This window comes from Eikenella sp. HMSC061C02 (assembly GCF_001809035.1).
Classification (GTDB): Bacteria; Pseudomonadota; Gammaproteobacteria; order Burkholderiales; family Neisseriaceae; genus Eikenella; species Eikenella corrodens.
On sequence record NZ_KV795577.1, the window covers coordinates 1 to 25,886 of the forward strand.

Here is a 25,886-nt window from a genome sequence, read left to right on the forward strand (position 1 = left end):
CCTGTGGTGTAAACAACGCGCCGATTTACTACACTTTAACGAAGTTGAAACACAAAAAGCAGCCTGCACATTTGGAAAAACAAAGTGCAGGCTGCTTTTTGCGTGTTCAGGCAGCCTCTGGCGGCAAATATTTCCCCGCCTCGCGCAAGCTGAGTTTGGCCATTTTGTGCCGGTGGCGGTCGATAAAGCCTTGTACCCATGCGGGGTTGGTTTTGCTGTAATCGCGCAATGCCCAACCGATGGCTTTATTGATGAAAAATTCTTTTTGCCCCAGATTGTTGCAGATGATTTTTTCCAGCAGCGCGGTGTCAGTGTGCTGTTTGCGGAGCAGTTGGTGGTCGATGGCGACGCGGCGCAGCCAGATGTTGTCGTCCGTGCTCCATGCTAATAGGACGGCATTGACTTCGGGGTGGCGCAGGGCGATGCCGCCGACAATGCGGTCGAGTACGTCGGCGCTGTCCCACCATGATTTTTCGGTAATCAGCGTTTGCAAACGCGGGATGTTCTGCGGGGTCAGGTGCTGCTGCATTTTTTTCAGATATTCGAGCGCGGCGTATTGCAATTCGCGGTGCGGGTCGTCCCAGCAATGGTGTACAAAATCCCAATCGACCGGCTGTTTGGCGGCATCTTTGAAAAACGGACGGCACAGGCGGGCAAGCTGGGGTTTGCCGATGCCGAAATAGGCAAAGCGGTGTTTCATGTATGCCTGCATCGGCACGGCGCGTTCTGGGTTGGCGTGTTGTTGCAGGACGGCGAGCAGGGCGGGGTAGTCCATAGGGGTTTCCTTATCTTGGGAACGGGCGGGGTTTAGGCCGTCTGAAAGGGTTTTGAATGAAGGTGCAGGCTGCTTTTTGCTTCGCAGAAACTTCGTTGAAGCTGCGCTTTCAGGTAGCCTTTACCGTTGATCGCTGCACCCCGAAAATCGAAGCCAGCACCAGCGCGAAGCCCGCCAGCGATTTCGCGTCCATGCCTTGGCCGAGGAACAGCCAGCCCAGCACGAAGGCGCAGACGGGGCTGAGCAATCCCAGCGACGACACGGCGGCGGGCGGCAGTTTGGCGATGCCGTCGAACCACAGCACATAAGCCAGCACCGCGCCGAACAGGCACAGATATAGATAGCCGCCGAGGTTGGCCGCGCTTAACGTTTCCAGCGGCGGTTCGGCCAGCAGGGCGACGGGCAGCAGGCACAGCCCGCCGATAAACAGCTGCCAGCCGGTGAACGCCAGCACGGGCAGCGAAGTGCGGCGGTGTTTCGACAAATACACGCCCAAGGCCATCGCCGCCGCGCCCGCCAGTGCCGCCAAAATGCCCAGCGTGTCGTAGCGCGCCTGCGGCGATAGCACCAACAGCGCAATCCCCGCCACGCCAGCCGCCGCCCAGCCCCAAGCCGATTTCGGCGGCACGGTTTTGCCAATCAGCCAAGTGAACACCAGCACCATCAGCGTCTGCGTGGAACTGAGCACCGCCGCCAAACCGCCCGGCAAGCGATACGCCGCCACAAACAGCATGGCCTGAAAAAAGCCGATGTTTAAAAAACCGAGCAGGGCGACAATGCCCCATTCGCCGCGCCGAGGCAGCCTGCGCGTCCACGCCAGCAGCAACAGCCCGGCCGGCAACACGCGGATAAGCGCAGCAGTAAACGGCCGGTCCGGCGGCAGGAATTCGGTGGTGACCAGATAGGTGCTGCCCCAAATCAGCGGGGCGAGCGCGGTGGCGAGGATGGCGGCGGTGCGGGTGGGCATGGGGATTCCTTGTGTGTGGCGTTTTAGCTTCGCAAAAACTCGGCTTCCTTCGGAAACTTCGTTTTTCAGGTAGCCTGAAGGCCATCTAAAAAGCGGTGTATGTGATGTAAAAGCAGCCTGCACATTTTAAAACAAAAGTGCAGGCTGCTTTGTGCGTTTTCAGGTAGCCTCAATCCGCCACCGAAGCCGCCACCCATTTCACCACCAGCGGCCGCACGCCGAGCAGGCTGGCGAAGGCCACCGGCCAAGTAATCAAATACGATTTCAACAAGCGCATCGGGTAGCCCGCGTCGATACCGGTATTCAGCGCCACCAGCACCGCGCTCACAATCAGCACCATCACCGCCGAAGCGTAAAAAGAAAACAGTACGCCCGCGTATTTTTTCGGCAATTTTTTCATCTCGTTCCCCTCAAAAAGTCCATATTGCGCAGTTTATACCGTTTATAAAAACACGAAAATAAGATAAATTGGCAAACACAGCCAAAAAATGCACAAAGGAAGCAATAATGGATTGGGACTGGAACGGCATCCGCCATTTCACCACCCTCGTGGAAAAACAAACCCTTACCGCCGCTGCCGAACACCTGGGCGTGCAGCACAGCACCGTTTCGCGGCAAATCGCCCAGCTGGAAAACGCACTCGGCCTGCGCCTGTTCGACCGCATCGGCAAACGCTACCTGCTCACCCCCGAAGGCGAACGGCTTTACCGCCACGCCTGCGAAATCTGCAAAGATATGAGTATGTTGCAGCGTACGGCACGCGAACAGGCCGAACTGCGGCACAGCGTCGTCATTTCCGCACCGCCATTCGTTGCCCGACTTCTGCTGATGCCCCATATTGCCGATTTCTACCGCAAACACAACGATATACGCCTTATTATTCAAAGCGACGCCGCACTCGCCGACCTGCACGGCCGCCAAGTCGACATCGCCCTGCGCCTCGTCCGCCCCACCCAAAACGACCTTACCGTGCGCCGCATCGCCCATTACTCCTACCGCATCTACGGACATGAAGGCTACCTGAAAGCCACCCGCCGCGAAGACTGGCGTTTTGTACAAATCGCCGTAAACACCCGTTTTTCCCGCTGGTTTGCCGAACAAATCGGCGAAGATGCCGACATTTCCTTCGCCAGCAACGACTTCGCCGCTGTCAAACAAGCCGTGTGCGAACAAATCGGCATCGGTATCCTGCCTGATTTCGCCGTGTTCCCCACCGACAGGCTGCATCCCGTCTCGCCAAATCCGGATGCCCCGCTACCTGAATTCGCGGCGGAACTCTTGCTGGTGATGCACGAAGACGTGCGCCGCAGCCCCAGCGTCAGGGCGGTGGCGGATTACTTCGCGGAGGCGTTGGAACACATGTCGGCACAATAAAAAGCAGCCTGCACTGTTTCAGGTAGCCTGAAAAGGTTACCTGAAAACTGAAAACCACGTGCGTGTTTATCACTCCCTACCCAAGTGGGCTACGCTTGCTTGGCGATATTTAGCAATGGCCTTGCTGATACGTTTGTTAATTTCGCCGTGGTTTAGATTCAGTTTCATTGTGACACGTCCGTTATTAGTCTGTAAAAGGCTAATCATCAACTTTTAAGGACTTTCTAGGTTGTTAAATTAACTTTTAATCCGTATTTTTTAAGTACAATATAACAGTCCATTTTTCGGACGAGCTTTTCCTAACCTTCACAGGAGACACAATATGAGCAACACCCCCACCATCCTGCAGAACCCTCTCACCAACAAAGATACCGCTTTCACGTTGGAAGAGCGAGCAAAATATGGCCTGACCGGCCGCCTACCTGTCGTTGTGGAAACGCTCGAACAACAGGCCACGCGTGCTTACCGCCAGTTTTCATCCTATGAAAAAGATATTGAAAAATATATCTTTCTCGATCAACTGCACAACCGCAACGAAGTACTGTACTACAAACTCCTGATTGACCATCTAGCCGAAATGCTACCCGTCGTTTACGACCCCACTGTCGGCGAAGCAATTAAAAAATGGAGCCGCGACTACCGCCGTTCGCGAGCTGTCTATCTGGATGTAAACCATCCTGAAAACATCCGCGCGTCGTTTGAAACGCTGGGCTTGGGTGCAGATGATGTAGATTTGATTGTGGTTTCCGATGCGGAAGAGATTTTGGGTATCGGCGACTGGGGTGTGAACGGCACGGATATTTCCGTCGGCAAACTGGCAGTTTATACTGCTGCTGCGGGCATTCATCCCGGCCGTGCCATTGCTGTGAATCTAGATGTGGGTACAGATAATGAAGCCCTGCTCAATGATCCCGCTTATTTGGGCAATCGCCATGCCCGCGTGCGTGGCGAACGCTACAACGCATTGATTGCAAGCTACCTGAAAACTGCTGCTGAAATGTTCCCCAATGCGCTTTTGCACTTTGAAGACTTCGGTCCGTCCAATGCCCGCCGCATTTTGGTGGAGAACCGCCGACAATACCGTATTTTCAACGACGATATGCAGGGAACGGGCGCGATTGTGATGGCTGCCGTATTCTCTGGCCTGAAAGTGACCAAACAGACCTTTGCTGAACAGCGGTTGGTGGTGTACGGCGCAGGCACGGCAGGTACAGGTATGGCCGACCAAATCAGTGCAGCGATGGAGCGCGAAGGTCTGAGTCGCGAAGAAGCGAAACAACACGTATGGCTGATTGACATCAACGGACTGGTTACTGACGACATGGACGGCTTGCCCGATTACCAGCAGGAATATGCACGTCCCGCCGCCGAAGTTGCCGATTGGGCGAAAACGGACGGTAAAATCGGCTTGCTCGAAGTTGTAAAACAAGTAAAACCGACTATCTTGATTGGCACATCCACCGATCACGGCGCATTCACTGAAGACGTAGTCAAAGCCCTATGTGCGGGCGTAGAGCGCCCAATTCTACTGCCGTTATCTAACCCGACCGAGAAAATCGAAGTGATGCCGAGTGAGGCTATAAAATGGTCGGATGGCAAAGCGCTCATTTCTGTCGGCATCCCCGTGCCACCCGTGCCGTATAAAGGCGTGAACTACGAAATCGGTCAAGCTAACAACGCCATGCTTTACCCGGGGTTGGGGCTGGGGGTTATCGTTTCCGGTGCGAAACACGTTACTGACGGGATGCTGCTGGCTGCAGCTGAAGCAGTCGCCTCGCAAGTCAATCCGCAGGACGAAGGCGCGTCGCTCCTGCCATCGGTGAATAACCTGCGTGCATCGTCTGCTACTGTTGCTGTTGCCGTTGCCAAACAGGCGGTCAAGGACGGTGTAGCGACCAAGCAGCCTGAAAACTGGGTACAGGCGGTGCAGGACGCAATGTGGCAGGCGGTATATGAATAGCTATAAGGCTACCTGAAAGCAAAAAGCAGTCTGAAATCCATGCAAAGAAGTCAGGCTGCTTTTACATTTTCAGACGACCTCCACCCGCAGCGCATCCACAATCAGCTTAAACACATTCGAATGCCCGCGGCGGCTGGGGTAATAGAGGTAAAGCGGTTCGTAAGTCATAGCATACTCAGGCAACAGCTCGACCAGGTGCCCCGAATTGAGTGCATCCTCCACGCTCATATGTGCTATCCACGCAATGCCGAGGCCGTCTGAAACGGCTTGCAGGCGTAGATGGTTGTTGATGGAAAACTGCGATTTAGGCGTGAATGTAATCAGCTCTTTTTTGTATTTGAATTCCCATTACATCACCGTGCCGTGTTCGGCGGAGAGCTTCGTGCCGATGAGGCGGTGCTGCTGCAAATCGTCAATATTTTTCGGCGAACCGTGTTGCGCCAAATAATCGGGCGAGGCGACCAACGACATTTTGAGCGGTGCGGAAATCGGCACCGCAACCATCTCTTTTGCCACATCGTTGCCCAGCCGCACGCCCATATCAAATCCCTCTTTCACAATGTCCGCCCAACGGTCGTCCACCACGATTTCCAAGCGGATTTTCGGGTATTGGTTCAAAATCGGCTTTAATTTCGGGTATAACACCGCTTCCGCTGCCAGCGTCGGAGCATTGATACGAATCAGCCCCGATGGTGTATTCAAAAAGTCATTTAACGCATCGACTTCGTGGTTTATGGCTTGATAAAGTGGGAAAAGTTGGTCGAAAAGCTGTTGTCCGGCTTCGGTCAGCGACACATTGCGTGTAGTGCGGTTGAACAGACGCAGGTTCAGCCGCGTTTCTAAATTTTTCATGCTGTGGCTCAACGCCGAAGAAGAAATCCCCAAAAGCTGTCCTGCCTTCACAAAACTCTGAGTTTGCGCGAGTGTCAAAAAATAATTCAGCTCGTTAAAGTTCTGCATTTTCCTACCCCGTTTTAGCTGATTAGTGAATTTAATTCACGACATCATAAAACCAAACCTAATTTATCTCAATAAAAACACGGGCTAAAATGGCTACACTTTCATGAGAACAAACAGGAGACAATATCATGCAAAACATCACATTAAACAACGGCGTACAAATTCCTGCACTTGGTTTCGGCGTATTCCAAATTCCGCCCGCAGAAACCGAACAAGCCGTGATTGCCGCCATCAAGGCGGGTTACCGCCACATCGACACCGCGCAAGTTTATATGAATGAAACCGAAGTCGGTTTGGGGATTAAAAACAGCGGCGTGGCACGCGAAGAATTGTTCGTTACCACCAAAATTTGGGTGGAAAATTTCGGCTACGAAGCCGCCAAGGCCTCGCTGGATCGTTCATTAGGTCGTCTGAATTTGGATTACATCGATATGGTGCTGATTCATCAGCCTTACGGCGACAGCTACGGCACATGGTGCGCGCTGGAAGAATATCAGGCAGCCGGCAAAATCCGCGCCATCGGCGTGAGCAATTTTTCGCCCGTACGCGCGGTGGATTTGGGACTATTCAATAAAGTGATGCCGCAAGCCAATCAGATTGAAATCAATCCGTTCCAACAAAAAACCGAAGCCGTTGCCGCTTTGCAGGCTGAAGGCATCGCCGTGGAAGCATGGGCACCGTTTGCCGAAGGTAAAAACGATATTTTCCACAATCCCGTATTAAGCAAAATCGGCACGAAATATGGCAAATCCGTGGCTCAGGTGATTACCCGCTGGCTGATTGAGCGCGACATCGTGGTATTGGCAAAATCCACCAAATCGGAACGCATGGCGGAAAACCTGAATGTTTTTGATTTTGCGCTCAGCGATGAAGATAAAGCCGAAATCGCCAAGCTGGACGGCACGTTCGCCGCCATCGTCAATCACGACACGGTGGATAATTTGAAACGCATCTCCGCGTGGAAAATGGGCGTGTAAGTGTAGCGAAAAACCATCTGCAATTCATCATATGAAAGGACAAAACATGATTAACGGGTTAGATATCGAACGTTTCCGAACTACCATGGCAGCGGTTGAAAACGACCATACAAAAGGCAAGGCAGCATTACGCGCCGATTCGCGCTGGGTATCCGGCACGAAGAACGAAATCTCCGTGCGCCGCTTCCCTGCCTTTACCACAGACGAACCGAAAAACATGGGCGGTGAAAACGCCGCCCCAAATCCGATGGAATACCTGATCGGCGCTGCGGCAGGCTGCTGCTCCATAGGTTTCGAGTTGCAAGCAGCACAGGCAGGCGTGAAACTGGAACAGTTTGAAATATCCGCAAGGGGCGGTATCGACATGGCCAAACTGTTCGGCATGGAAGATGGCTACGGCGGACTGGATAATCTGGTGCTAACCGTAAAAGTAAAAGCCGACGCCGACCTTCCTACCCTGCAAAATTTCGCCGACCGCTCCGCCGCCAACTCGCCAGTGTTGAACAGCCTGAAAGCGCGGGCAAAAGTGGTTGTGGAAAAAATCTAGACGACTCAAACCGTTTTCTTGTTTTCATTTCGTTAAAAGCCCCTTTTCTGGACAACTAGAAAAGAGCTTAATCGCTCAAAGGAGTACATGACATGCAACAACTGCACACTTTGAAAGACATCGAACAGGCCATCGCCACACACCCTTTAGTATCACTGTACATCAAAGCCCCAATCTGCGGTGTTTGTACGGTCGTGGCCGCCCAGCTTGACTCAGCTTTGGCGGTGGAAGGAAATGTGTATGCCGTAAAAGCCGATATTGCTGAAATACCCGAAATGGCTGGACGTTTCCACGTGCTGACCGCACCTGCATGGCTGCTGTTTTATCAAGGCAAGGAAGTAGAACGGATGGCCCGCTTCATCCCTCAGGCACAGATGAAGCAGACATTGGCAAAATGGACAAAAGTAGCAGAAAGCGAACATCAGTAACCGGTCTATCAATGTTTCAGACGCCCTATCAGGCTACCTGAACCTTCAAAATCACCCCCCGTTCTGCTTCCCTTCCAGCATTTCCCAACGCTCCAATTTCTCCAGCAGCAGCATTTCGATTTCTTCCGCGCGCGCTTGCAGGCTGCCGGCTTTTTCGTAGTCTTTGAAGATTTCGGGGTCGGAAAGTTGGGCGTTCAAATCGGCCTGTTCGGTTTCCAGCGCGGCGATTTCGTCGGGCAGGGCGTCGAGTTCGCGCTGTTCTTTGTACGACAGCTTGGCCGTGCGGTTGGGCTTGGGTTTGTCTTTTTCAGACGGCCTTTCAGGCTTGGCGGCGGGGGCGGAGGCAGCCTGCACTTTCTCTTCGCGCGCCTTCGCGTCGGCATAGTCCTGATAGCCGCCGATGTATTCTTTCAGACGGCCTTCTCCTTCAAATACAATGCTCTGCGTAATCACGTTATCTAAAAACATACGGTCGTGGCTGACGAGGAACACGGTGCCGGCGTAGTCGCGCAGCAGTTCTTCCAGCAATTCCTGCGTGTCGATGTCCAAATCGTTGGTCGGCTCGTCCAGCACCAAAATGTTGGCGGGGCGGGTGAACAGTTTGGCCAGCAAGAGGCGGTTGCGCTCGCCGCCGGAAAGCGACGACACGGGCGACTGGGCGCGGGCGGGGTGGAACAGGAAGTCTTCCAGATAGCCCATCACGTGCCGCTTTTTGCCGCCGATTTCCACATAATCGTTGCCCTGGCCAAGCGTGTAGAACACGGTGTCGTTTTCGTTCAGCGCGCTGCGGAATTGGTCGAAATACGCCACTTCCTGCTTGCTGCCGAGGCGGATTTTGCCACCGGTGGGCGCGAGTTCGCCCAAAATCAGCTTCAAAAACGTGGTTTTTCCGATGCCGTTCGCGCCGATGAGTCCAATCTTATCGCCGCGCTGAATCACGGCAGAAAAGTCGTTCATAATCAGTTTGTTGTCATAGGCAAACGAGGCGTGTTCCAGCTCGGCGACGATTTTGCCGCTTTTCTCGCCCGAATCGAGTTTGAACGAAACCTGTCCCTGCCGTTCGCGCCGCGCCGCGCGCTGTTTCCGCAATTCTTCCAAACGCTTAACGCGGCCTTCGTTGCGTGTGCGCCGCGCTTCGATGCCTTTGCGAATCCACGCCTCTTCCTGCGCGTGGAATTTGTCGAACAGGCGGTTGTGTTCGGCTTCCACCGCCAGTTCTTCCGCCTTTTTCTCGCTGTATTTAGCGAACGAGCCGGGATAGGAGCGCAGGCTGCCTCGGTCGAGCTCCACAATGCGGTTGGCCACATTGTCCAAAAAACGGCGGTCGTGGGTAATCACAATCAGGCTGCCTGCAAAATTTTTCAGCAGGTTTTCCAGCCACAAAATCGCGTCGATGTCCAAATGGTTGGTCGGTTCGTCCAGCAGCAGGATGTCGGGCTTCTGCACCCACGCCTGCGCCAGCGCGACGCGCTTTTTCTGCCCGCCGGACAGATTGGCGATTTTTTCGTTTTCAGGCAGCCCCAGTTCGCCGATGGTCTGGCTCACCAGCGCATCGAACTGCCAGCCGTTTTGCGCTTCGATTTGGTTTTGCAGTTCGTTTAGTTCTTTGATGAGGCTGTCGTTTTGCCCGTTCGCCAGCTCGCGGCCGATTTCGTGGTAACGCCGCAGCACGTCGTGCAGGCTGCCCAGCCCTTCGGACACAATGTCGAACACAGTGGCCGCACCGTCGAAAAAGCTCTCCTGCGGCACATACACGGTTTTCAGCCCGTTTTGCAGGATGAGCTGGCCGTCGTCGGGTTTCTGCACGCCGGCGAGGATTTTCAGCAGGCTGGATTTGCCCGCGCCGTTGCGCCCGATCAGGCCGACTTTGTCGCCCGCGGCCAGTTGGAAAGATGCTTTGTCGAGCAGGGCGACGTGCCCGAAGGCGAAGGATAGGTTTTCGGCTTGGAGGATTGTCATGGTAAGTCCTTGTTTGGTTGGGGTGCAGGCTGCTTTTTGGGGTTTCAGACGGCATCCGCATCGGCTGTTTTCACGCTGTATTCCAAGGCCTTATGCGGCTTTAAGGTGGCGGAAACATAGCCGTTGGCAGGATTGCGGACGTAGTCCAGATAATCCTGCATGGCGGGGGTGTAGCCTTCCACGTCGTCCACGGCGATGGCGGCGCGCGGGGCGAGTCTGGGTTCGAGCAGTTTGAACACGGGGTAAACCAAGTTCGGCCAGCCGTCGAGCAGCACGAAATCGATGCCGCCGGGGATGTCTTGCAAAGTTTCCAGTGCGTCGCCTTCGCGCAGTTCTATGTGGTCGGCTAGCCCTGCGGCGGCGAAGTGGCGGCGGGCGGCTTCGGCTTTATGCGGCAGGTATTCGGTGGTGATCACGCGGCCGCCGTTTTTCTTGGCCGCTGCGGCTAAATAAAGCGTGGAAATGCCATAAGATGTGCCGAATTCGACGATGTTTTTCGCGCCTTTGGCCAAGGCCTGCATATACAGGAATGCGCCCTGCTGCGGGACGATGGGGATGTATTTGTCGTCGAAATAGGCTTCGTTTTCGCCCGTCCAGCCGCTGCCTTTGCCCAGCAGTTTGGGCAGTTGGGGCAGGAAATGCCATATCAGGCCGGGAATCTGGCGTACGGCGGCGGTGTAGAGGTCGAGCAATACGGCTTCGGTTTTCGCGTCGTTTAAAAAAGCGAAGTCTTGTCGGGTAGGTTTGGGCATGGTTTTTCCTTTCCAAGGGGGTTCAGACGGCATGGAAGGCTACCTGAAAAATACAAAAGCAGCCTGCACTTGGAGGGGGTATTGTGTTTAGCTATCCGAGCTATCTGCCAAATACTTTCCGCCAGGCATTCGGATTGATTTTAAACTTGGCTTTGAACTGCAAACGTAGGTTTGCCGAGCTGCCGAAGCCGCTTTGTTCGGCGATGCGTTCTATCGGCAAATCCGTATTTTCCAATAAATCCTGCGCCTGCCATAGCCGCTCTGTGGTGAGCCACTCACCGAAATTCATGCCTGTGGCTTGAGAAAAATGGCGGATAAAGGTACGGCGGGAAACGGCTAATTTTTTTGCCAAATCGTCCAAGCGGTATGGGGTCGCAAGGTTTTGGCGAAGTTCGTCCAAAAAGTGATTGATTTTGTCATCGGCGGTACGACGTTCGACAGGTCGGTGGATAAACTGTGCCTGCCCGCCTTCGCGGTGTGGTGCCGCAACCAAGGTACGGGCAAGGTCGTTGGCAACGGTTGCACCGTGGATTTTGCGGATGAGGTAAAGGCAGCAATCCAGCCCGCCCGCCGCACCTGCCGATGTTAAAAAGTTGCCGTCTTCCGCATATAGGCGGTTGGTATCCAGATGAATTTTAGGGAAACGGCGGACAAAGTCGTCTTCGGCAAGCCAGTGGGTGGCGGCGGTTCTGCCGTCTAAAAGTCCTGTGTAGGCAAGGGCGTAAGTGCCGTAACATAGGGCGGTGATATGCGCACCACGTTGTACTGCTTTCTGTAAATGTGCGCTCAACTCGGGTGTCGGGGCTTCTTCAATATTGCGCCAGCCTGCGATGACGATGATGTCGGCTTCTTCCGTCAAATCCAAGCCGCCGTGTACGGGAATGCTTGCGCCCAGTGCCGTGATAACGTCTTTACTGTCATCGGAACAGATTTTCAGGTCAAAGAGTGGATTGTCCCGATAGGTCGTCTGAAAAACAGAAAAGGGAATGTTGAAGACAAAATCATTCATGCCCGATTGAGCATATAGCACAATTTTAGGGACAGTTTGATTTTGGCGAAACTCGTTACGCTCGTTTTCAGACGACATTTTGGCACTATCCTTACGTTTATTGGCAATATTGCCTATTTTAGCCGATACACCTGCTGCTTAAAATACGCTCCATGATTTTTTAAGGAGCAACATAATGAAATCCAAGCAATTTATTCTTGCCACTGTTTTGGGCGCGACAGCCTTTTCCGCTTGGGCAGACGATTCATACCAACATATCCGTAACGCTACCGCCAAAGTCGAATATGCGGGGCAGACGTTTTTGATTGACCCGTTTTTCGCCCCCAAGCATTCCATGAACGGCTTTGCCGGCACGTTCAATAACCAAGCCAAAATGCCGCTGGTCGGGCTGCCGATGAGCGTGAATAAAATTTTGGACGGTGTGGATGCAGTTATCGTTACCCATACTCACGAAGACCATTGGGACGAAACCGCCGCACGTTCCATTCCGAAAAACCTGCCTGTATATGTGCAGCACCAAGCCGACGCGGCAAAAATCCGCAGCCAAGGCTTTACTGATGTACGCGTGTTGAACGGCAGCGCCGTCTTCAACGGCGTAACCATCAGCAAAACCGGCGGCGTACACGGTACAGAAGCCATGTATGCCAACCCGCAGCTAGCCGAAATCTTAGGTGATGCAATGGGTGTGGTATTCCAAAGCAACGGACATAAAACCGCTTATATTATGGGTGATACTGTGTGGACGGCAGATGTAAACAAAGCATTGAACCGCTACAAACCCGATTATCTGATTATGAACACGGGCTACGCGCTGATTTCAGGCATTTCAGACGGCATTATTATGGGGACGGCTGATGTATTAAAAGCCAGCCAAGTCATGCCTAAAGCCAAAATCATCACCGTACACATGGATACCGTGAATCATACCGCCGTCAGCCGCGCCGATATGCGTAAATTTATACGCGGTCAAGGCATTGAAAGCCGTGTGAACGTTCCGGAAGACGGAGAAATCGTGAAGCTGGATTGATAAACGACACATTACCCTAAGCAGCCTGCACCTTGTTTTTTAAGTGCAGGCTGCTTTTGGCTTTCAGGTAGCCTTTGGGCTGTGCAGAAACTTCGTTTTAGCTCCGCAGAAACTTAGCTTCCTTCGGAAACTCCGTTTTAACTTCGTTGAAGCTGCGCTTTCAGACGGCCTGAAAAGCGGGAATTCGTTTCATCGGCCATGATTTCGTTGTCCAAACGCGTTCAAATTCTTCGGCGAAACCGTGTTGTGCGGCGTAGGTTTGCAGTTGTTGCAGCCAGGTTTTCGGGGCGATATCGGCGGCGGCGCGGGTGGTGTGCAGCAGGTAGGGGCGAGTATCGAAAGCTTGGACGATGTGCTGGCTGACGGCGTTTAAGGCTTGGGGATTGTGGTCGGTTTGTCGGGCGATTTTTTCGTATTGCGACAGGGCGGCGGCTTTTGCGGTTTCGTGTTCGGCGGCGGTTTGCCGGCTGTGTCGGGCGGTGGTGGCTTGAATGGTGATGACGGGTGGTAGTTGTCCTTCGGCGAGCCCGGCGGCGAGGCGCAGGTGTCCGTCTAAAATCAGCCAGCGGTCGGATAGGGCAGGGAGTTCGTATACCAAGACGGGCGGCAGTTGGTTTTGCCGTGCGCGTTTGCGCCAGTATTTCAGACGACCGTCTTCGGCGTGGTGGGTTTTCAGGGCGATGAAGCGTTCGGTTTGGGTGTAGAAATTGTTGTCCAGTGCGTCGAAACGGCTGCCTGAAAACAGCCATTGGGCGTAGTTTTCGTCGGTTTCAGGCTGCCCCACGGCGGTGTCGTGCCAGCATTCGCCCCATTGCGGCGGCAGAGGTTGGGCGGGGCGGTAGTCAAAGTGCCATTCGCCGATGCCGAGCAGTCCTGCGTTGTGGGCGGCGAGTTGTTTGATGAAATATTTGTTCCACAACAGGCCTTGTTCGGCAGCGGGTTGGCGGGCGATGTGTTCGTTTACGCGGCTGCCGATGTGCCCGACGGGCTGGTATGCCTGCCAGCTTTCGGCGTAGCTGCGGATGAGGTAAGTGTCGTATAAATCGTGGCTGAAGAACGACCAGAACACGGGTTCATCGTGGCAAGTCAGGCTGAGGCTGATGCCGTCGGGCGTGTGGAGTTTCAGGTAGCCTTGCGTTTGACGGTCGATATGCAGGGCGAGGCTGTTGGGGGAGGCGGGATGGTGGGTCAGGTTGCCGCTGTATTGTTCCAGCGCGGCGTTGAGCGATTGGTAGTGCATGGGGTGTCCTTTGTGCAGGCTGCTTTTTTGGCTTTAACTTTGCGGAAACTCCGTTTCTTGGTGGAAACGGAGTTTTCATTTTGCTGAAGCCTCTGCTTTCAGACGGCCTGAATGTGGTCAGCGGCTGTGTGGACAATTGCTATCCGTTGATGTGAAGCCGTTTTAGGATGCAGGCTGCTTCGGAACAAACACGCGATACGCGCCGCGCAGGGTGAAAAACAGCAACGCGCCGATGAACAGCAGTCCGATGGTCAAGGCAATCGGCTCGTCTATATTGCGCCACCAACCGATGCCCGCCCATGCAAAGGCGGCGGCAAGCGGCAGATACCAGCAGCACAACACGGTGTATTTCCACCATTGCGGCGTTTCGTCCGGCACGGTTTCGCCTTCGGCCAGCTCGTTCTGCCAGTCGTCAAAGCGGCGGTGGAACCACATCAGCGGCAGGGCGAACAGCGGCACGGCGATGAGCGCGTCCAGCAGGGCGGATTTGCGCTCGCGGTTGAATCGGGCGGCTTGTTCGGCATAGCGGTAGATTTGCACGCCGTCCACTTGCATTTCATACAGGCGCGAGCCGCTGTATTTCACTACGGCCGGTTTGCCGGCATGGGCGTAGGCGAGTTCGCAAGCGTCGTAAAGATTGGCGGCACAGTTCAAATACAGGGTCTCACCGCCGTTAGGGAAGGGAAGGTAGCTGATGCTGCTTTTATAGCGGCAGGCATTGTAGGGCAGTATCCAATCGAACAGGTCTTTTTGTTTAGCCTCCTGCCGGGCATAACATTCGGAGATTTGGCTATATGGTTTGGCGGGAACGATGCCGCGTGCTTCGCGCAATTCGCCGTATGAGGCCGCCGTGCCGCCGTAAAAGGCGACGACCATACCCGTAACGGCAATCAGCAGATAAATCCATTGCAGCGAAGAGATGCCGCTTTTGCTGGCGGGGAATCGGTCGTAAAGCCGTTTCTCGCCGCGTGCCAGCGAGCGGATGCGCAGATACAGCACCAGCGCGGTGGCCAGCAGTATGCCCCATAGCACACCGTTTACGGGCAGAAACCAGCCGATGCCGAATGCGACAACGATGTAGAAGAACATGGCGCGGTAGAGCGCATGCGGGGTTTTGGAGATAAGAGTGGGGAGGTTTAGCACGATGAATATTCCGAGAATAGATTGCAGGCTACCTGAAACCGCTTCAAGCCACTGTTCGCACAAACTATATGGTAAGATGGGCTGGTAATTTTAACACTTTCAGGAGACCGTGATGCTGTGGATTCTTTTGCTGCTGGGCGCATGCGGCGTGGTGGGCGTGATGGTGTACAACCGGCTGGTGATCGCGCAAAACCAATATCGAAATGCTTTCTCCCAAATCGGCGTGCAGCTGCAACGCCGGCATGATTTGATTCCCAACTTGGTGGCCGCCGCCAAAGGCTACCTGAAACATGAAAACGACACCTTTACGCAGGTTACGCAGGCGCGCAATCAGGCTGCCGGCGTGTTGGGTGGCACACGGCCGGAAAATGCAGAGGCGGTGGCGCAGCTTTCTGCCGCCGAAACCCAGCTCACCCAGGCCGTGCGCAGCCTGATGGTGCAGATTGAGGCCTATCCGGATTTGCAGGCTGCCACCAATATGCGCCAGCTGGCTGAGGAAATCACCAGCACAGAAAACCGCATCGCCTTCGCCCGCCAGGCTTATAACGATGCAGCCATGGGCTACAACACGTTGTGCCAACTGTTTCCGCACAAGATCATCGCCGCCTACTTCGGCCATCGGCAGCCGGCACAGCTGTTAGACTTCCCCGACCGTGCCAAACACCAAGTGCCGCCTGAGGTGAGGTTTTAAGGGCTGGCAATAGGTTTAAAGGCTACCTGAAAGCGGGTTTTCCGTTTTCAGGTAGCCTTTTTCGTGAAGCATTGGATTACATCGATCAGGCTACCTGAAAACTATTTCAGCTTCGTTTGAGCAACAACTTTCAGGTAGCCTTGTATTTTCTCTGCCGCTATTGCTGCGACTGCTGTGGGGTTGGGGCACGGCTGTGTTTGCGCGCATACAGTACCCAATACAGCACGGTGCAGGCGGCAAACCAGATGGGCATGCACATCAGCCCCAGCCGGGTGTCAGCATCGCGCGAGAAGAGCACCAGCACGAAGGCGAGGAAGGCGAGGCACACCCACACCATGGCGGTACCACCGGGCAGTTTGTAGATGGATTTTTCGTGCAGATGCGGGCGGGTTTTGCGGTATTTGAGGTAGGCCAGCAGAATAATCGCCCACACGAAAATGAAGCCGATGCTGGAGAGGGTAGTAACCACGGTGAACATGGCCATGATGTCTCCCTCCTGATACAGCAGAAATACGGCCACAATCAGGTAGAGGCAGGAATAAAGCAGGCCGGTGGCAGGCACGCCGTTGCGGTTGAGGCGGCTGAACATGCGCGGAGCCACGCCGGCTTCGGACAAACCATACAACATGCGGCCGGTGGAAAACATGCCGCCGTTGGCGGAAGAAAGGGCGGACGTGAGCACCACGAGGTTGACCAACCCGGCGGCAATCGGAATGCCGATAAGGGTAAACATGTTTACAAACGGGCTCTTGGCGGGATCGATTTCGTCCCAGGGTGTTACCACCATAATCACGCTCAAGGCCAGTACGTAGAAAATAATCACGCGCACGGGAATGCGGTTGATGGCTTTGGGCAGGTTGATTTCCGGGTCTTTGGTTTCGGCGGCAGCCGTGCCCACCAACTCAATGCCCACAAAGGCGAACACGGCAATCTGGAAGGCGGAGAAGAAGCCGCCGATGCCGTTGGGGAAAAGACCGCCATGATTCCAGAAGTGGCTGAGCGAAGCTTTTTCGCCGGAGGTGGGATCAACAAAACCGCTAACCACCAAAAAGCAGCCCACGGCAATCAGGGCAACAATGGCCACGATTTTCACCAGGGCAAACCAAAATTCCATTTCGCCAAAGAGTTTTACCGTGAGCAAATTCATACTGGCCATGAGGATGATGCACAGCAGCCCGGGCAGCCACAGCGGCACATCCGGCCACCAGAATTGGGTATAGCCGGTGATGGCGATGATGTCGGCCATACCGATTACCACCCAGCAAAACCAATAGGTCCAGCCCACAAAAAAACCGGCGGCCGGGCCGAGCAAGTCGTGGGTGAAATCGGTGAAGGATTTATATTCGAGATTGGAGAGCAGCAGCTCGCCCATGGCGCGCATGATGAAAAACAGGAAAGCGCCGATGATGATGTAGGCGAGGATAACGGAAGGGCCGGCCAGATGGATGGTTTTGCCCGAGCCCATAAACAGGCCGGTGCCGATGGCGCCGCCAATGGCGATGAGTTGCAAGTGGCGGTTTTTTAGGTTGCGTTGCAGGCTATGCGGGGTTTCTTGGTTAGTGCTCACGGGTATTCCTTTGTACTTCCTAGCGCGGATGAAGTTTGAGCTTCATCCGCGCTAACTTAATCGGCCGCCGCAGCATTGCGGCAACCCGAAGCGGAATATAACCCAGCCAATAGAGTATAGGCAACTGATTTTTATGGAAAATATTAAATTATCGTTATTTAAAATCCCTTTCCAATCCATTTTTTAGCAAGCCTTTCCCCTAAAAAATACGATTTCGCATGAAAAATACCGACCAGAACAACTGGTCGGCAGGGATTTTCAATGCTTCGTTTAATTCATTAAGCAATCCGCTTGAGCAAATCCAGCAAAATGCGCCAGCACTCTTCCACGGTATCAATCTGCACCCGCTCTTTGGGCGAGTGAGCGCCTTTGATGGTCGGGCCGAAGGAAATCATTTCGGTGTGCGGCAGGTGTTTTTGCATCAAACCGCATTCCAGGCCGGCGTGTACCACTTCGATTTGCGGCTGCTGCCCGCGTACGGCGGCAAAGGATTCGATGGTTTTCTGCAGCAAGGCAGACGACATATGCGGCTCCCAGCCGGTGTAGTCCTGTTCGGTATGCAGGGTAGCGCCGGAGAGGCGGGCGATTGAGCCGAGCAGGCGGCAGAAGTCGTCTTTCGGCCGTTCGCGCAGCGAACGCAACAGCATAGAGGCGGTAAATTTGCCGTCTTTCGTGTGCACCACGCTTAAGCAGTTGGAGGTGTCCACCACGCCGTCGAACTCTTCGCTCCATTTAAGTACGCCGCTGGGAACGGCAGCGAGCAAATCAATCATGCGGCGGCTGTCGGCATGGCTGGCAGCTTGTGCACCCTGGCCGAGCGGGGCTACCTGAATCGCCAATTTATCGGCAAACTTGCCCAATTCGTTTTGCGTTTCGGCACGTACGGTGTCGGCCAGTTCGGCCAGCGCACCAACAAATGCCTGGGGCAGCACGATTTCGGCTTCTGCCTCGGAAGGAATCACGTTACGCAACGCACCGCTGTGGAAGACGGCCAGCCGCCAGCCGCTTTCTTCCGGCAGGCGTGCCAACAAATCGGCCAACACCTTGATGGCGTTGCCATGGCCGCGGTGAATATCGATGCCGGAATGCCCGCCCAATAAACCAGACACGGTAATGCGCACATGCTGCCCTTCGGCGGCTTCGGTGGCAAAAGGCAGGCTCAAATCGGCATCGCGCCCGCCGGCACAACCCACATACACGCAACCGGCTTCTTCGGTATCCAAGTTGATCAAATAACGGCCTTGCAGCAAGTCGCCACGCATTTGGCGCGCGCCGTCCATGCCGATTTCTTCTTCCACCGTGAGCAGCACTTCCAAGGGCGGATGCTCGATATCGTCGGCAAAAGCCACGGCCAAGCCCATGGCCGAACCGAGGCCGTTATCTGCGCCCAGCGTGGTTTGCGTGGCGTGCACCCAGCCATCGATGATTTGCGGCCGGATGGGGTCGGTGGCGAAATCGTGCGGCGAATCGGGGGTTTTTTGCGCCACCATATCGATGTGCCCCTGCAAAATCACGCCGGGCTTATCGGCCATGCCCGCACCATGCGCTGGCTTGCGGATATAAATATTGCCCTTTTCGTCTTGCTGCACCGCCAAGCCTTTTTCCTTGGCGCGGGAAACAATCATTTCAGCCAGCGCGGCTTCTTGATAAGTGGGGTGCGGAATGGCGCAAATATCGGCAAACCACTGCCAAACAGCCTGCGGCTGCAAAGAATGAAGCGGATTCATAGAGTCTCCTTTGGGAATGATGGGCTACCTGAAAATGTAGCCGAAGCAAGAGCCGATACTGTATGGCAAACGCATCGGCGCGAATAAGCGGCTTGAGTTTAAACCTGCATCGCACGGCAGGCAAGCCGGCAAAAGGCTACCTGAAACTGATATTTTGCCTAAGCCAAGGCTGAGTTTCTGCGCAACTAAAGCATAAATTTCAGCGAAATAAGCGATATCTTGGCGCTACTACGCCTACGTTTCTACGCAGTTAAAACACCAGCGCCAACACCATAAACCCGTTTGGGCTTTTAACTCCGTTCGAACCCATACTTTCAGGTAGCCTTTCCGCCATTGGCTTGCCCGCCCCCTTTTCCATTACAATACTGCCCAAACCGCCCCAACCCATCCCTAACGCCATCCCCATGCGCACCCTCGTTTTCTTCCTCTTCCGCACCCTGGCCGTACTGCCGCTTTCCGTGCTGCACTTCATCGCCAACCGCGCCGGCGGCCTGCTTTATTGTTTCGCCAGTGCCGACCGCGAACGCATCCGCAACCACCTGCACACCGCCGGCCTGCCCAACGATGCTGCCCACATCCGCGCCGTGTTCCGCGAAACTGCCAAAGGCGCGCTCGAGCTGCCGCTGGCCTTTTTCCGCAGCCCCGAGCAGGTGGCCGCACTATTCGTGGAAACCCACGGCTGGGAACACATCCAGGCCGCCCTCGATGCCGGCGAAGGCCTGCTGCTCATCACCCCCCACATCGGCAACTACGACCTCGCCGGCCGCTACATCAGCCACCGCCTGCCCTTCCCGCTCACCGCCATGTATAAGCCGCCGAAAATCAAAGTTTTAGACGACATCATGCAGGCCGGCCGCGTGCGCGACAAAGGCCGCACCGCCCCTACCAACCTGCACGGCGTGAAGCAAATCATCCAAGCCCTGCGCCAGGGCGAAGCCACCATCGTCCTGCCCGACCACGTGCCCGACGAACATGGCGACGGCGTATGGGCGCCCTTCTTCGGCCGCCCCGCCTACACCATGACCCTGGCCGGCCGCCTTGCGCAAGTAAAAAACGTACGCCCCCTGTTTTTCGCCGGCATCAGGCTACCTGAAAGCCGCGGCTTCGCCCTGCACATCGAGCCCGTGGAAGGCAGCTTCAACGGCGACAAAGCCCACGACGCCGAAATCATCAATCGCAATGTGGAAAACTGGGTGCGCCGTTTCCCCGAGCAATACCTGTTTGCGTACAACCGCTACAAACATCCTTCTGGTGCCCCGCTGCCACCGCAGGAATAATCAACACCTTCGGCCTGCCATACAAAAAGGCTACCTGAAAAACCATTTTTGTTTTCAGGTAGCCTGTTGTTATTTCCAAGCCGCTGTTTCTAGCCAAAAAAGCCCATGCGCACTTGAATCAGTTTTTCCAACTCGCTCACCACGCGGCGGCGGGCTACGAACAGGATGATGTGGTCGCCGTCGGCCAGCTGCACGTCTTGATGCCCCATGAACACTTCTTCATCGCGCACTACGGCGGCAACGTGGCAGCCGTTGGGCCAGCGCACGGCGCTCACGCGGCGGCCGACCAGCTTGGACGTATCTTTGTCGCCGTGTACCACGATTTCGATGGCTTCGGAATTGCCGCCACGCAGGGGGTGGACGGCTTCCACGTCGCCGCGCCGGATGTGCGCCAAAATTGAGCCGATAGTCACCAAGTGGGGAGATACGGCGATGTCGATGGTATTACCTTGCAGCAAATCCACATAGCTGGAACGGTTAACGATGGCGATAACGCGTTTGGCGCCGAGGCTTTTGGCCAGCATGCCGGCCATGATGTTGTTTTCGTCGTCGTTGGTGAGCGCGCAGAACACGTCGATTTCGTCGATGTATTCGCCTTCCAGCAGGCTTTCGTCGGCGGCGGAGCCGTGCAGCACCAGGGTGCTGTTGAGGTTTTCCGAAAGCCATTCGGCACGCTTTTCATTGATTTCGATGATTTTCACATCGAAGCGGTCTTCCAGCTGGCGGCTAAGGCGGAAGCCGATTTGGCCGCCGCCGGCAATCATCACACGCCGCGTGGGCTGCTGCTGCGGGCGCAATTCGCGCAACACTTCGGCCACTTGCGAAGTGGCGGCCGCCACGAATACTTCGTCGCCCTGCTGAATCACGGTTTGCGGCGTGGGCATAATCAGCTTGTTGTTGCGGTAGATGGCGCAGATTTGGCAGTCGGTGCCTTCGGGCAGGTGTTCGTGGATGGTGTGGATGGGCTGTCCCAATAGCCGCCCGCCGCTTTGCGCGCGCACCACGAGCATGCGCACTTTGTCTTCGGCAAAGGTGAGCACCTGCAGGGCGCTGGGGTGGCAGAGCAAATCGGCCAGCCGCTCGGTAACCAGTTGTTCGGGGCAGATGGATTCGCTCACGCCGAACAAATCGAGCGTGCCGCGGCCGTCGTTATCTTCTTCGGCGTCGGGACCGGTGAACTCCAAATAATCGGAAAGGCGCACGCGGGCGATGCGGTTGGGGATGTTGAACAGGCTGGAAGCCAGTTTGCAGGCGGCCAGATTGGTTTCGTCGTGGCGGGTGAGGGCGAGCAGCAGGTCGGTGTCGTAGGCGCCGCCTTCGGCCATCACGGCGGGAGAAGAGCCGTTGCCCAGCAGGGTTTGCACATCGAGCTTGCTGCCGATGTTGCGCAGGGCTTCGGGATCGTTGTCGATAATGGTCACGTCGTGGTTGGGGATTTCCACCAAATTCTGTGCCACGGCAGTGCCCACTTGGCCGCTACCTAAGATGAGGATTTTCATATTGGAAAATTGGGCTTGGCAAGCATAGTTTCAGGTAGCCTGCCAAGCGGTTGGGAAATAAAGATAAATCCAGGATGCCGCTTTAAACCACAGCAGGCTGGAGGCCGGAAGCCAGCTGCTTGAGCCGCTCGGGCTTGAGCAGGCGGATATGTTTGTATTCCACTTCAATCAGCCCTTCTTGGCTGAATTTGGAGAGCGTGCGGCTCACTGTTTCCAGCTTCAGCCCCAAATAGCTGCCGATTTCCTCGCGCGACATGCGCAAAATAAAATCATTGGCCGAGAGGCCGCGTTTTTTCAGCCGTTGCGACAAATTCAGCAAAAACGCCGCCAGCCGCTCTTCGGCGCGCATATTGCCCAAAAGCAGCATCACATTTTGATCGCGCACAATTTCCTGGCTAAACAAGCGGTAGAAATGCAGCTGCAATTCCGGCACCGCCGCACAAAGCTCCTCCATGCTGGCATAGGGCAGCTCGCACACTTCCGTGTCTTCCAGCGCCACCGCATCGCAGTAGTGTATTTGGTTGCAGATGCCGTCCATGCCCACCAGTTCGCCCGACATAAAAAAACCGGTAACCTGATCGCGCCCGTCGTGGCTGGCGATAACCGTTTTCAGGAAACCGGTGCGCACCACAAACAGCGAATCAAACCCGTCGCCGTTGCGAAACAGGAAATCGCCCTTTTTCAGGCGGCGGCTGCGTTTGATAACCGCATCAACACGCTCTACCACCACCGCAATCGCGGCATTGGGCTGGCATAGCTCTTTAAAAACGCAGCGCGAGCAAGTTGTGGAGTGGGGCATGGCTTTCATGTGTGTGCTAACTTTCTAAGCAATCTGAGCTTATGAAGCGGCGGCAATTATCGTTTATACTTACCGCCCGGCAATAGTCGGAGCAATTTGCCAAACACCGGCATTTTACCCGATTTCACAAACAAAACCTATTACCGCATATTTATCAAAAAATAACAGCAATCTAACCACTACCATGTCTGCCAACCGTACCCAAGAAATCATCTTCGACCGCAAGCTTATCGCCTCCCTGCCTGCCAACGGCCCGCGCTACACCTCCTACCCCACCGCCGACCGCTTCCACACAGGCTTTACCGCCGAAGACTACATCCAAGCCGTGCAAAACCGCACGCCCGGCCCCCTCTCGCTCTATATCCACATCCCCTTCTGCAACACCATCTGCTACTACTGCGGCTGCAACAAAATCATCACCAAAGACACCACCCGCGCCGACCAATACCTAGGCTACCTGAAAAAAGAATTCGCCCTGCAGGCCGAACTCCTGCAAGGCAAGCCCGAATTGGCGCAGCTGCACTTCGGCGGCGGCACCCCCACCTTCCTCTCCGATGCCCAGCTCAATTTCGTATTCAGCCTTATCCGCGAGCACTTCACCCTGATGCCGCAAGGCGAATACTCCATCGAAATCGACCCGCGCAAAGTAAGCCGCGAAACCGTGCTGTTTCTCGGCTCGCTCGGCTTCAACCGCATGAGCGTGGGCATTCAGGATTTCGACCAGCAAGTGCAGCAAGCCGTAAACCGCATCCAGAGCGAAGAAGAAACCCGTGTGGTGATCGATGCCGCCCGCGAAGCCGGCTTCCAATCCGTGAGCGTCGATTTGATTTACGGCCTGCCGCACCAAACCCCCGCCACCATGCAGCAAACGCTGGATAAAGTGCTCGCCCTCGCCCCCGACCGGCTGGCAGTTTACCACTACGCCCACCTGCCGCACATCTTCAAACCCCAGCGCCGCATCGACACCAATGCCGTGCCCGACAGCAACACCAAGCTCGACATGCTCCAGCAAATCGTGCAGCGGCTGGGCAGCGAAGGCTACGTCTTCATCGGCATGGACCATTTCGCCAAGCCCCAAGACGAACTCGCCGTTGCCCTGCGCGAAGGCCGCCTGCAACGCAACTTCCAAGGCTATTCCACCCACGCCGATTGCGACCTCATCGCCGTCGGCCTCTCCTCCATCGGCAAAATCGGCCGCATCTACAGCCAAAACCAGCGCCAGCTCGAAGCCTACTATGCCGACCTCGATGCCGGCCGGCTGCCCTTGTTCCGCGGCTACCTGCTCGACGAAGACGACCTGCTGCGCCGCCGCCTCATCCAAGACCTCATGTGCCGCTTCGGCCTCGAGTTTGCCGATTACGAAGCCGAATGCCGCCAGCCCTTCGCCCAATATTTCGCCGCCGAGCTGGCCGATATGACCACCCTCGCCGCCAAAGGCCTGGTTGAGCTCCATACAACCGGCCTAACCGTCACCCCAAAAGGCCGCTTCCTCATCCGCAACATCGCCATGGTGTTCGACTGCCACCTACGTTCCCGCGACACCGCCGCCAAGTATTCGCAAACCGTGTAAATAAGGTTTCAGGTAGCCTTTATCTGGCAAACAAAGGCTACCTGAAAACATAAGCTGCAAGGCAAGCAAAGCATAGTGGATAAAACGAATGGGCTAGGCAGCGAGCCGCAGGCAGGCCAGCCGGTATGGCAAGGCAGCAGCATCCTTATTTCCATTCGCTATAATCCGCCACTTTTCAGGTAGCCTCTCGCAAACCGCATAGAGGCTACCCGAAAATCATCTATTGCCTGCGCCGCACCGCCAAACCCGATATAATCCCGCCATCATGAGCAAACCCACCGCCAAACCCCGCAAGATCCCGAAGCCCGATCCGCGCCGCGCCCGGGCCGGCGAAGAGCTGCAACGCCATCTCGGCCACAGCTTCCAAAATCCCCGCCTCTTCGAGCAGGCGCTTACTCACCGCAGCTACAGCGCCCAAAACAACGAACGCTTCGAGTTTGTCGGCGACGCCATCCTAGATTACAGCGTGGCCAAAATGCTGTTCGACGCCTTCCCCGGCTATAGCGAAGGCGAACTCTCCCGCCTGCGCGCCAATTTGGTCAACCAAGACGTGCTCGCCGAAATCGCCCGCAGCATGGGCGTGGGCGACGCGCTTTATTTGGGCGTGGGCGAACTCAAAAGCGGCGGTTTCGACCGCCCCTCCATCCTGGCCGACGCCGTGGAAGCCCTGCTGGCCGCCATCAGCTTCGATGCCGATTTCGCCGCCGCCGAGCAAACCGTGCGCCGCCTGTTTGCCCGGCGCATTGCCAACATCGACTTAAGCAACCAGGGCAAAGACCCGAAAACCCTGCTTCAAGAAGCCCTGCAAGCCCGCCGCCTGCCCCTGCCCAAATACCGCATTGAACACCAGTCCGGCGAGGGCTGTGATGCCCGTTTCGATATCGCCTGCGATCTGGGCGAACTCGCCCACATCACCCGCGCCCAAGCCGCCAGCCGCCGCGCCGCCGAACAAGCTGCGGCCAAAGAGGCGCTGGATTGGCTGCAGGAACATCACCCCCTGCCCGGCAAAAACAAAAAACACCGCCAATCCCGTGCCTGAATCGCTGCTGATGCCGCTATCATTCAGGCCAATAATATTTGAGCTAATACAAACAAGCCTTACAGGCAGGATTTACCGACAGAAAACGGCATGCTATATATTAGCCACTCATTTTCAACTTAATAAAGGATTCAATCATGGTTTTTGTGTTCAGCGTCTTATTCGGCGCATTTATCGGCATTTTCTTCCTATGGTTCTCCTCCAAAAACGCGGTAAAAGACTATCCCGAGCTGCGCATCCACGTGCCGGAAGGTGCGGAAAACTCACCCGAATGGCAAGCTTGGGCACAGGAGAACGGCTATAAACTGAACGACAAAGGCGTGTGGGCCAAAGGCACCGGCATGCTCACCAGCGCCACCGAAATCCGCTTTGAAGGCAACGATATGTTGGTGCAGGAGTGCATCAACTTCCTGCTCGGCATCAACCGCTTCGCCATCAACGCCCCCATTCTGGCCGGCAAACCCGTGCGCATGGTGAAAATCAAAGCGCTGAACAAACTCATGGCACAGTGGAATCTGCCCGAAATCGTGTTCGGCAACCCAGAAGACAAAGTTCGCATTAAAAACTAAGCCGCTACATTTTAGCTTTGTTGAAGCCCA

24 protein-coding genes and 1 pseudogene are annotated in these 25,886 nt (G+C 55.4%); 11 read left to right on the forward strand and 14 right to left on the reverse strand.

The window, feature by feature from the left end; all coding sequences use genetic code 11:
* Positions 1 to 106 precede the first annotated feature (106 nt).
* The 3 genes from HMPREF2541_RS10930 to HMPREF2541_RS10940 form a co-directional block, all read right to left on the reverse strand.
* Positions 107 to 775, reverse strand: a complete 669-nt coding sequence (locus HMPREF2541_RS10930) for a DNA alkylation repair protein (RefSeq protein ID WP_070543580.1) — start codon at positions 773 to 775, stop codon at positions 107 to 109.
* Between the two features lie 109 nt (positions 776 to 884).
* Entirely contained in the window at positions 885 to 1,742 is an 858-nt protein-coding gene (locus tag HMPREF2541_RS10935) for an EamA family transporter (RefSeq protein WP_070543581.1), read from the reverse strand.
* A 169-nt stretch (positions 1,743 to 1,911) separates the two neighbouring features.
* Positions 1,912 to 2,142, reverse strand: a complete 231-nt coding sequence (locus HMPREF2541_RS10940; protein WP_070543583.1) for a DUF2798 domain-containing protein — start codon at positions 2,140 to 2,142, stop codon at positions 1,912 to 1,914.
* A gap of 107 nt (positions 2,143 to 2,249) precedes the next feature.
* Between HMPREF2541_RS10940 and HMPREF2541_RS10945 the strand changes: the two genes are divergently transcribed.
* Together HMPREF2541_RS10945 and HMPREF2541_RS10950 are read left to right on the forward strand one after the other, a co-directional pair.
* A complete protein-coding gene (locus tag HMPREF2541_RS10945) occupies positions 2,250 to 3,116 on the forward strand; it encodes a LysR family transcriptional regulator (RefSeq protein ID WP_070543585.1) in 867 nt (288 codons plus the stop codon).
* Between the two features lie 322 nt (positions 3,117 to 3,438).
* A complete protein-coding gene (locus HMPREF2541_RS10950; protein ID WP_070543587.1) occupies positions 3,439 to 5,076 on the forward strand; it encodes an NAD-dependent malic enzyme in 1,638 nt (545 codons plus the stop codon).
* A 69-nt stretch (positions 5,077 to 5,145) separates the two neighbouring features.
* On the opposite strand, the pseudogene HMPREF2541_RS10960 reads toward HMPREF2541_RS10950, so the two are convergent.
* A pseudogene (locus HMPREF2541_RS10960) lies at positions 5,146 to 6,036 on the reverse strand (LysR family transcriptional regulator).
* A 128-nt stretch (positions 6,037 to 6,164) separates the two neighbouring features.
* Here HMPREF2541_RS10960 and HMPREF2541_RS10965 point away from each other — a divergent pair.
* The 3 genes from HMPREF2541_RS10965 to HMPREF2541_RS10975 all read left to right on the forward strand — a co-directional run bounded on the left by HMPREF2541_RS10965 (position 6,165) and on the right by HMPREF2541_RS10975 (position 7,988).
* Positions 6,165 to 7,013 (forward strand): aldo/keto reductase, encoded by an 849-nt coding sequence (locus HMPREF2541_RS10965; RefSeq protein WP_070543593.1) that lies wholly within the window; start codon positions 6,165 to 6,167, stop codon positions 7,011 to 7,013.
* Positions 7,014 to 7,059: 46 nt separating this feature from the next.
* Positions 7,060 to 7,560 (forward strand): OsmC family protein, encoded by a 501-nt coding sequence (locus HMPREF2541_RS10970; RefSeq protein ID WP_240127254.1) that lies wholly within the window; start codon positions 7,060 to 7,062, stop codon positions 7,558 to 7,560.
* A gap of 92 nt (positions 7,561 to 7,652) precedes the next feature.
* The gene (locus HMPREF2541_RS10975; protein ID WP_070543598.1) at positions 7,653 to 7,988 is read left to right on the forward strand and encodes a thioredoxin family protein; all 336 of its coding nucleotides are present in this window, start codon (positions 7,653 to 7,655) and stop codon (positions 7,986 to 7,988) included.
* A gap of 51 nt (positions 7,989 to 8,039) precedes the next feature.
* On the opposite strand, the gene HMPREF2541_RS10980 is transcribed toward HMPREF2541_RS10975, so the two are convergent.
* The 3 genes from HMPREF2541_RS10980 to HMPREF2541_RS10990 form a co-directional block, all read right to left on the reverse strand.
* The gene (locus HMPREF2541_RS10980) at positions 8,040 to 9,947 is read right to left on the reverse strand and encodes an ATP-binding cassette domain-containing protein (RefSeq protein WP_070543600.1); all 1,908 of its coding nucleotides are present in this window, start codon (positions 9,945 to 9,947) and stop codon (positions 8,040 to 8,042) included.
* 44 nt (positions 9,948 to 9,991) lie between these two features.
* Entirely contained in the window at positions 9,992 to 10,699 is a 708-nt protein-coding gene (locus HMPREF2541_RS10985; protein ID WP_064087342.1) for an O-methyltransferase, read from the reverse strand.
* Positions 10,700 to 10,799: 100 nt separating this feature from the next.
* Positions 10,800 to 11,786 carry a GlxA family transcriptional regulator gene (locus HMPREF2541_RS10990; protein WP_064087341.1) on the reverse strand — a complete coding sequence of 329 codons (987 nt, stop codon included), beginning with the start codon at positions 11,784 to 11,786 and terminating at the stop codon, positions 10,800 to 10,802.
* Positions 11,787 to 11,883: 97 nt separating this feature from the next.
* Between HMPREF2541_RS10990 and HMPREF2541_RS10995 the strand changes: the two genes are divergently transcribed.
* Positions 11,884 to 12,735, forward strand: a complete 852-nt coding sequence (locus HMPREF2541_RS10995; RefSeq protein ID WP_003823631.1) for an MBL fold metallo-hydrolase — start codon at positions 11,884 to 11,886, stop codon at positions 12,733 to 12,735.
* Between the two features lie 160 nt (positions 12,736 to 12,895).
* Here the strand turns inward: HMPREF2541_RS10995 and HMPREF2541_RS11000 are convergent, their stop codons facing one another.
* Together HMPREF2541_RS11000 and HMPREF2541_RS11005 are read right to left on the reverse strand one after the other, a co-directional pair.
* Positions 12,896 to 13,975: a hypothetical protein gene (locus HMPREF2541_RS11000; protein ID WP_070543602.1), complete on the reverse strand. Its 1,080-nt coding sequence runs from the start codon at positions 13,973 to 13,975 to the stop codon at positions 12,896 to 12,898.
* 162 nt (positions 13,976 to 14,137) lie between these two features.
* Positions 14,138 to 15,118, reverse strand: coding sequence for a hypothetical protein (locus HMPREF2541_RS11005; protein ID WP_223417320.1), 981 nt, complete (start codon positions 15,116 to 15,118; stop codon positions 14,138 to 14,140).
* A gap of 112 nt (positions 15,119 to 15,230) precedes the next feature.
* Between HMPREF2541_RS11005 and HMPREF2541_RS11010 the strand changes: the two genes are divergently transcribed.
* Positions 15,231 to 15,809: a LemA family protein gene (locus HMPREF2541_RS11010; protein ID WP_003823634.1), complete on the forward strand. Its 579-nt coding sequence runs from the start codon at positions 15,231 to 15,233 to the stop codon at positions 15,807 to 15,809.
* 157 nt (positions 15,810 to 15,966) lie between these two features.
* On the opposite strand, the gene HMPREF2541_RS11015 is transcribed toward HMPREF2541_RS11010, so the two are convergent.
* The 3 genes from HMPREF2541_RS11015 to HMPREF2541_RS12275 form a co-directional block, all read right to left on the reverse strand.
* Positions 15,967 to 17,376 carry an amino acid permease gene (locus HMPREF2541_RS11015; RefSeq protein ID WP_003823635.1) on the reverse strand — a complete coding sequence of 470 codons (1,410 nt, stop codon included), beginning with the start codon at positions 17,374 to 17,376 and terminating at the stop codon, positions 15,967 to 15,969.
* 278 nt (positions 17,377 to 17,654) lie between these two features.
* Positions 17,655 to 19,103: an aminoacyl-histidine dipeptidase gene (locus HMPREF2541_RS11020; protein ID WP_003823638.1), complete on the reverse strand. Its 1,449-nt coding sequence runs from the start codon at positions 19,101 to 19,103 to the stop codon at positions 17,655 to 17,657.
* A 250-nt stretch (positions 19,104 to 19,353) separates the two neighbouring features.
* Positions 19,354 to 19,509 carry a hypothetical protein gene (locus tag HMPREF2541_RS12275; protein ID WP_003823639.1) on the reverse strand — a complete coding sequence of 52 codons (156 nt, stop codon included), beginning with the start codon at positions 19,507 to 19,509 and terminating at the stop codon, positions 19,354 to 19,356.
* Between HMPREF2541_RS12275 and HMPREF2541_RS11025 the strand changes: the two genes are divergently transcribed.
* Positions 19,508 to 20,380 carry a lysophospholipid acyltransferase family protein gene (locus HMPREF2541_RS11025; RefSeq protein ID WP_003823640.1) on the forward strand — a complete coding sequence of 291 codons (873 nt, stop codon included), beginning with the start codon at positions 19,508 to 19,510 and terminating at the stop codon, positions 20,378 to 20,380. The genes HMPREF2541_RS12275 and HMPREF2541_RS11025 overlap by 2 nt on opposite strands.
* Before the next feature lie 89 nt (positions 20,381 to 20,469).
* Here the strand turns inward: HMPREF2541_RS11025 and trkA are convergent, their stop codons facing one another.
* Positions 20,470 to 21,879, reverse strand: coding sequence for a Trk system potassium transporter TrkA (gene trkA, locus HMPREF2541_RS11030; protein WP_003823641.1), 1,410 nt, complete (start codon positions 21,877 to 21,879; stop codon positions 20,470 to 20,472).
* 82 nt (positions 21,880 to 21,961) lie between these two features.
* Positions 21,962 to 22,687, reverse strand: coding sequence for a helix-turn-helix domain-containing protein (locus tag HMPREF2541_RS11035; protein WP_003823642.1), 726 nt, complete (start codon positions 22,685 to 22,687; stop codon positions 21,962 to 21,964).
* 175 nt (positions 22,688 to 22,862) lie between these two features.
* Here HMPREF2541_RS11035 and hemN point away from each other — a divergent pair, with 175 nt between their 5' ends.
* The 3 genes from hemN to HMPREF2541_RS11050 all read left to right on the forward strand — a co-directional run bounded on the left by hemN (position 22,863) and on the right by HMPREF2541_RS11050 (position 25,856).
* Positions 22,863 to 24,248, forward strand: a complete 1,386-nt coding sequence (gene hemN / locus HMPREF2541_RS11040; RefSeq protein ID WP_003823643.1) for an oxygen-independent coproporphyrinogen III oxidase — start codon at positions 22,863 to 22,865, stop codon at positions 24,246 to 24,248.
* A 265-nt stretch (positions 24,249 to 24,513) separates the two neighbouring features.
* Positions 24,514 to 25,287, forward strand: coding sequence for a ribonuclease III (gene rnc / locus HMPREF2541_RS11045; RefSeq protein ID WP_003823645.1), 774 nt, complete (start codon positions 24,514 to 24,516; stop codon positions 25,285 to 25,287).
* Positions 25,288 to 25,424: 137 nt separating this feature from the next.
* Entirely contained in the window at positions 25,425 to 25,856 is a 432-nt protein-coding gene (locus HMPREF2541_RS11050) for a hypothetical protein (RefSeq protein ID WP_003823646.1), read from the forward strand.
* The last annotated feature ends 30 nt before the right edge of the window (positions 25,857 to 25,886 follow it).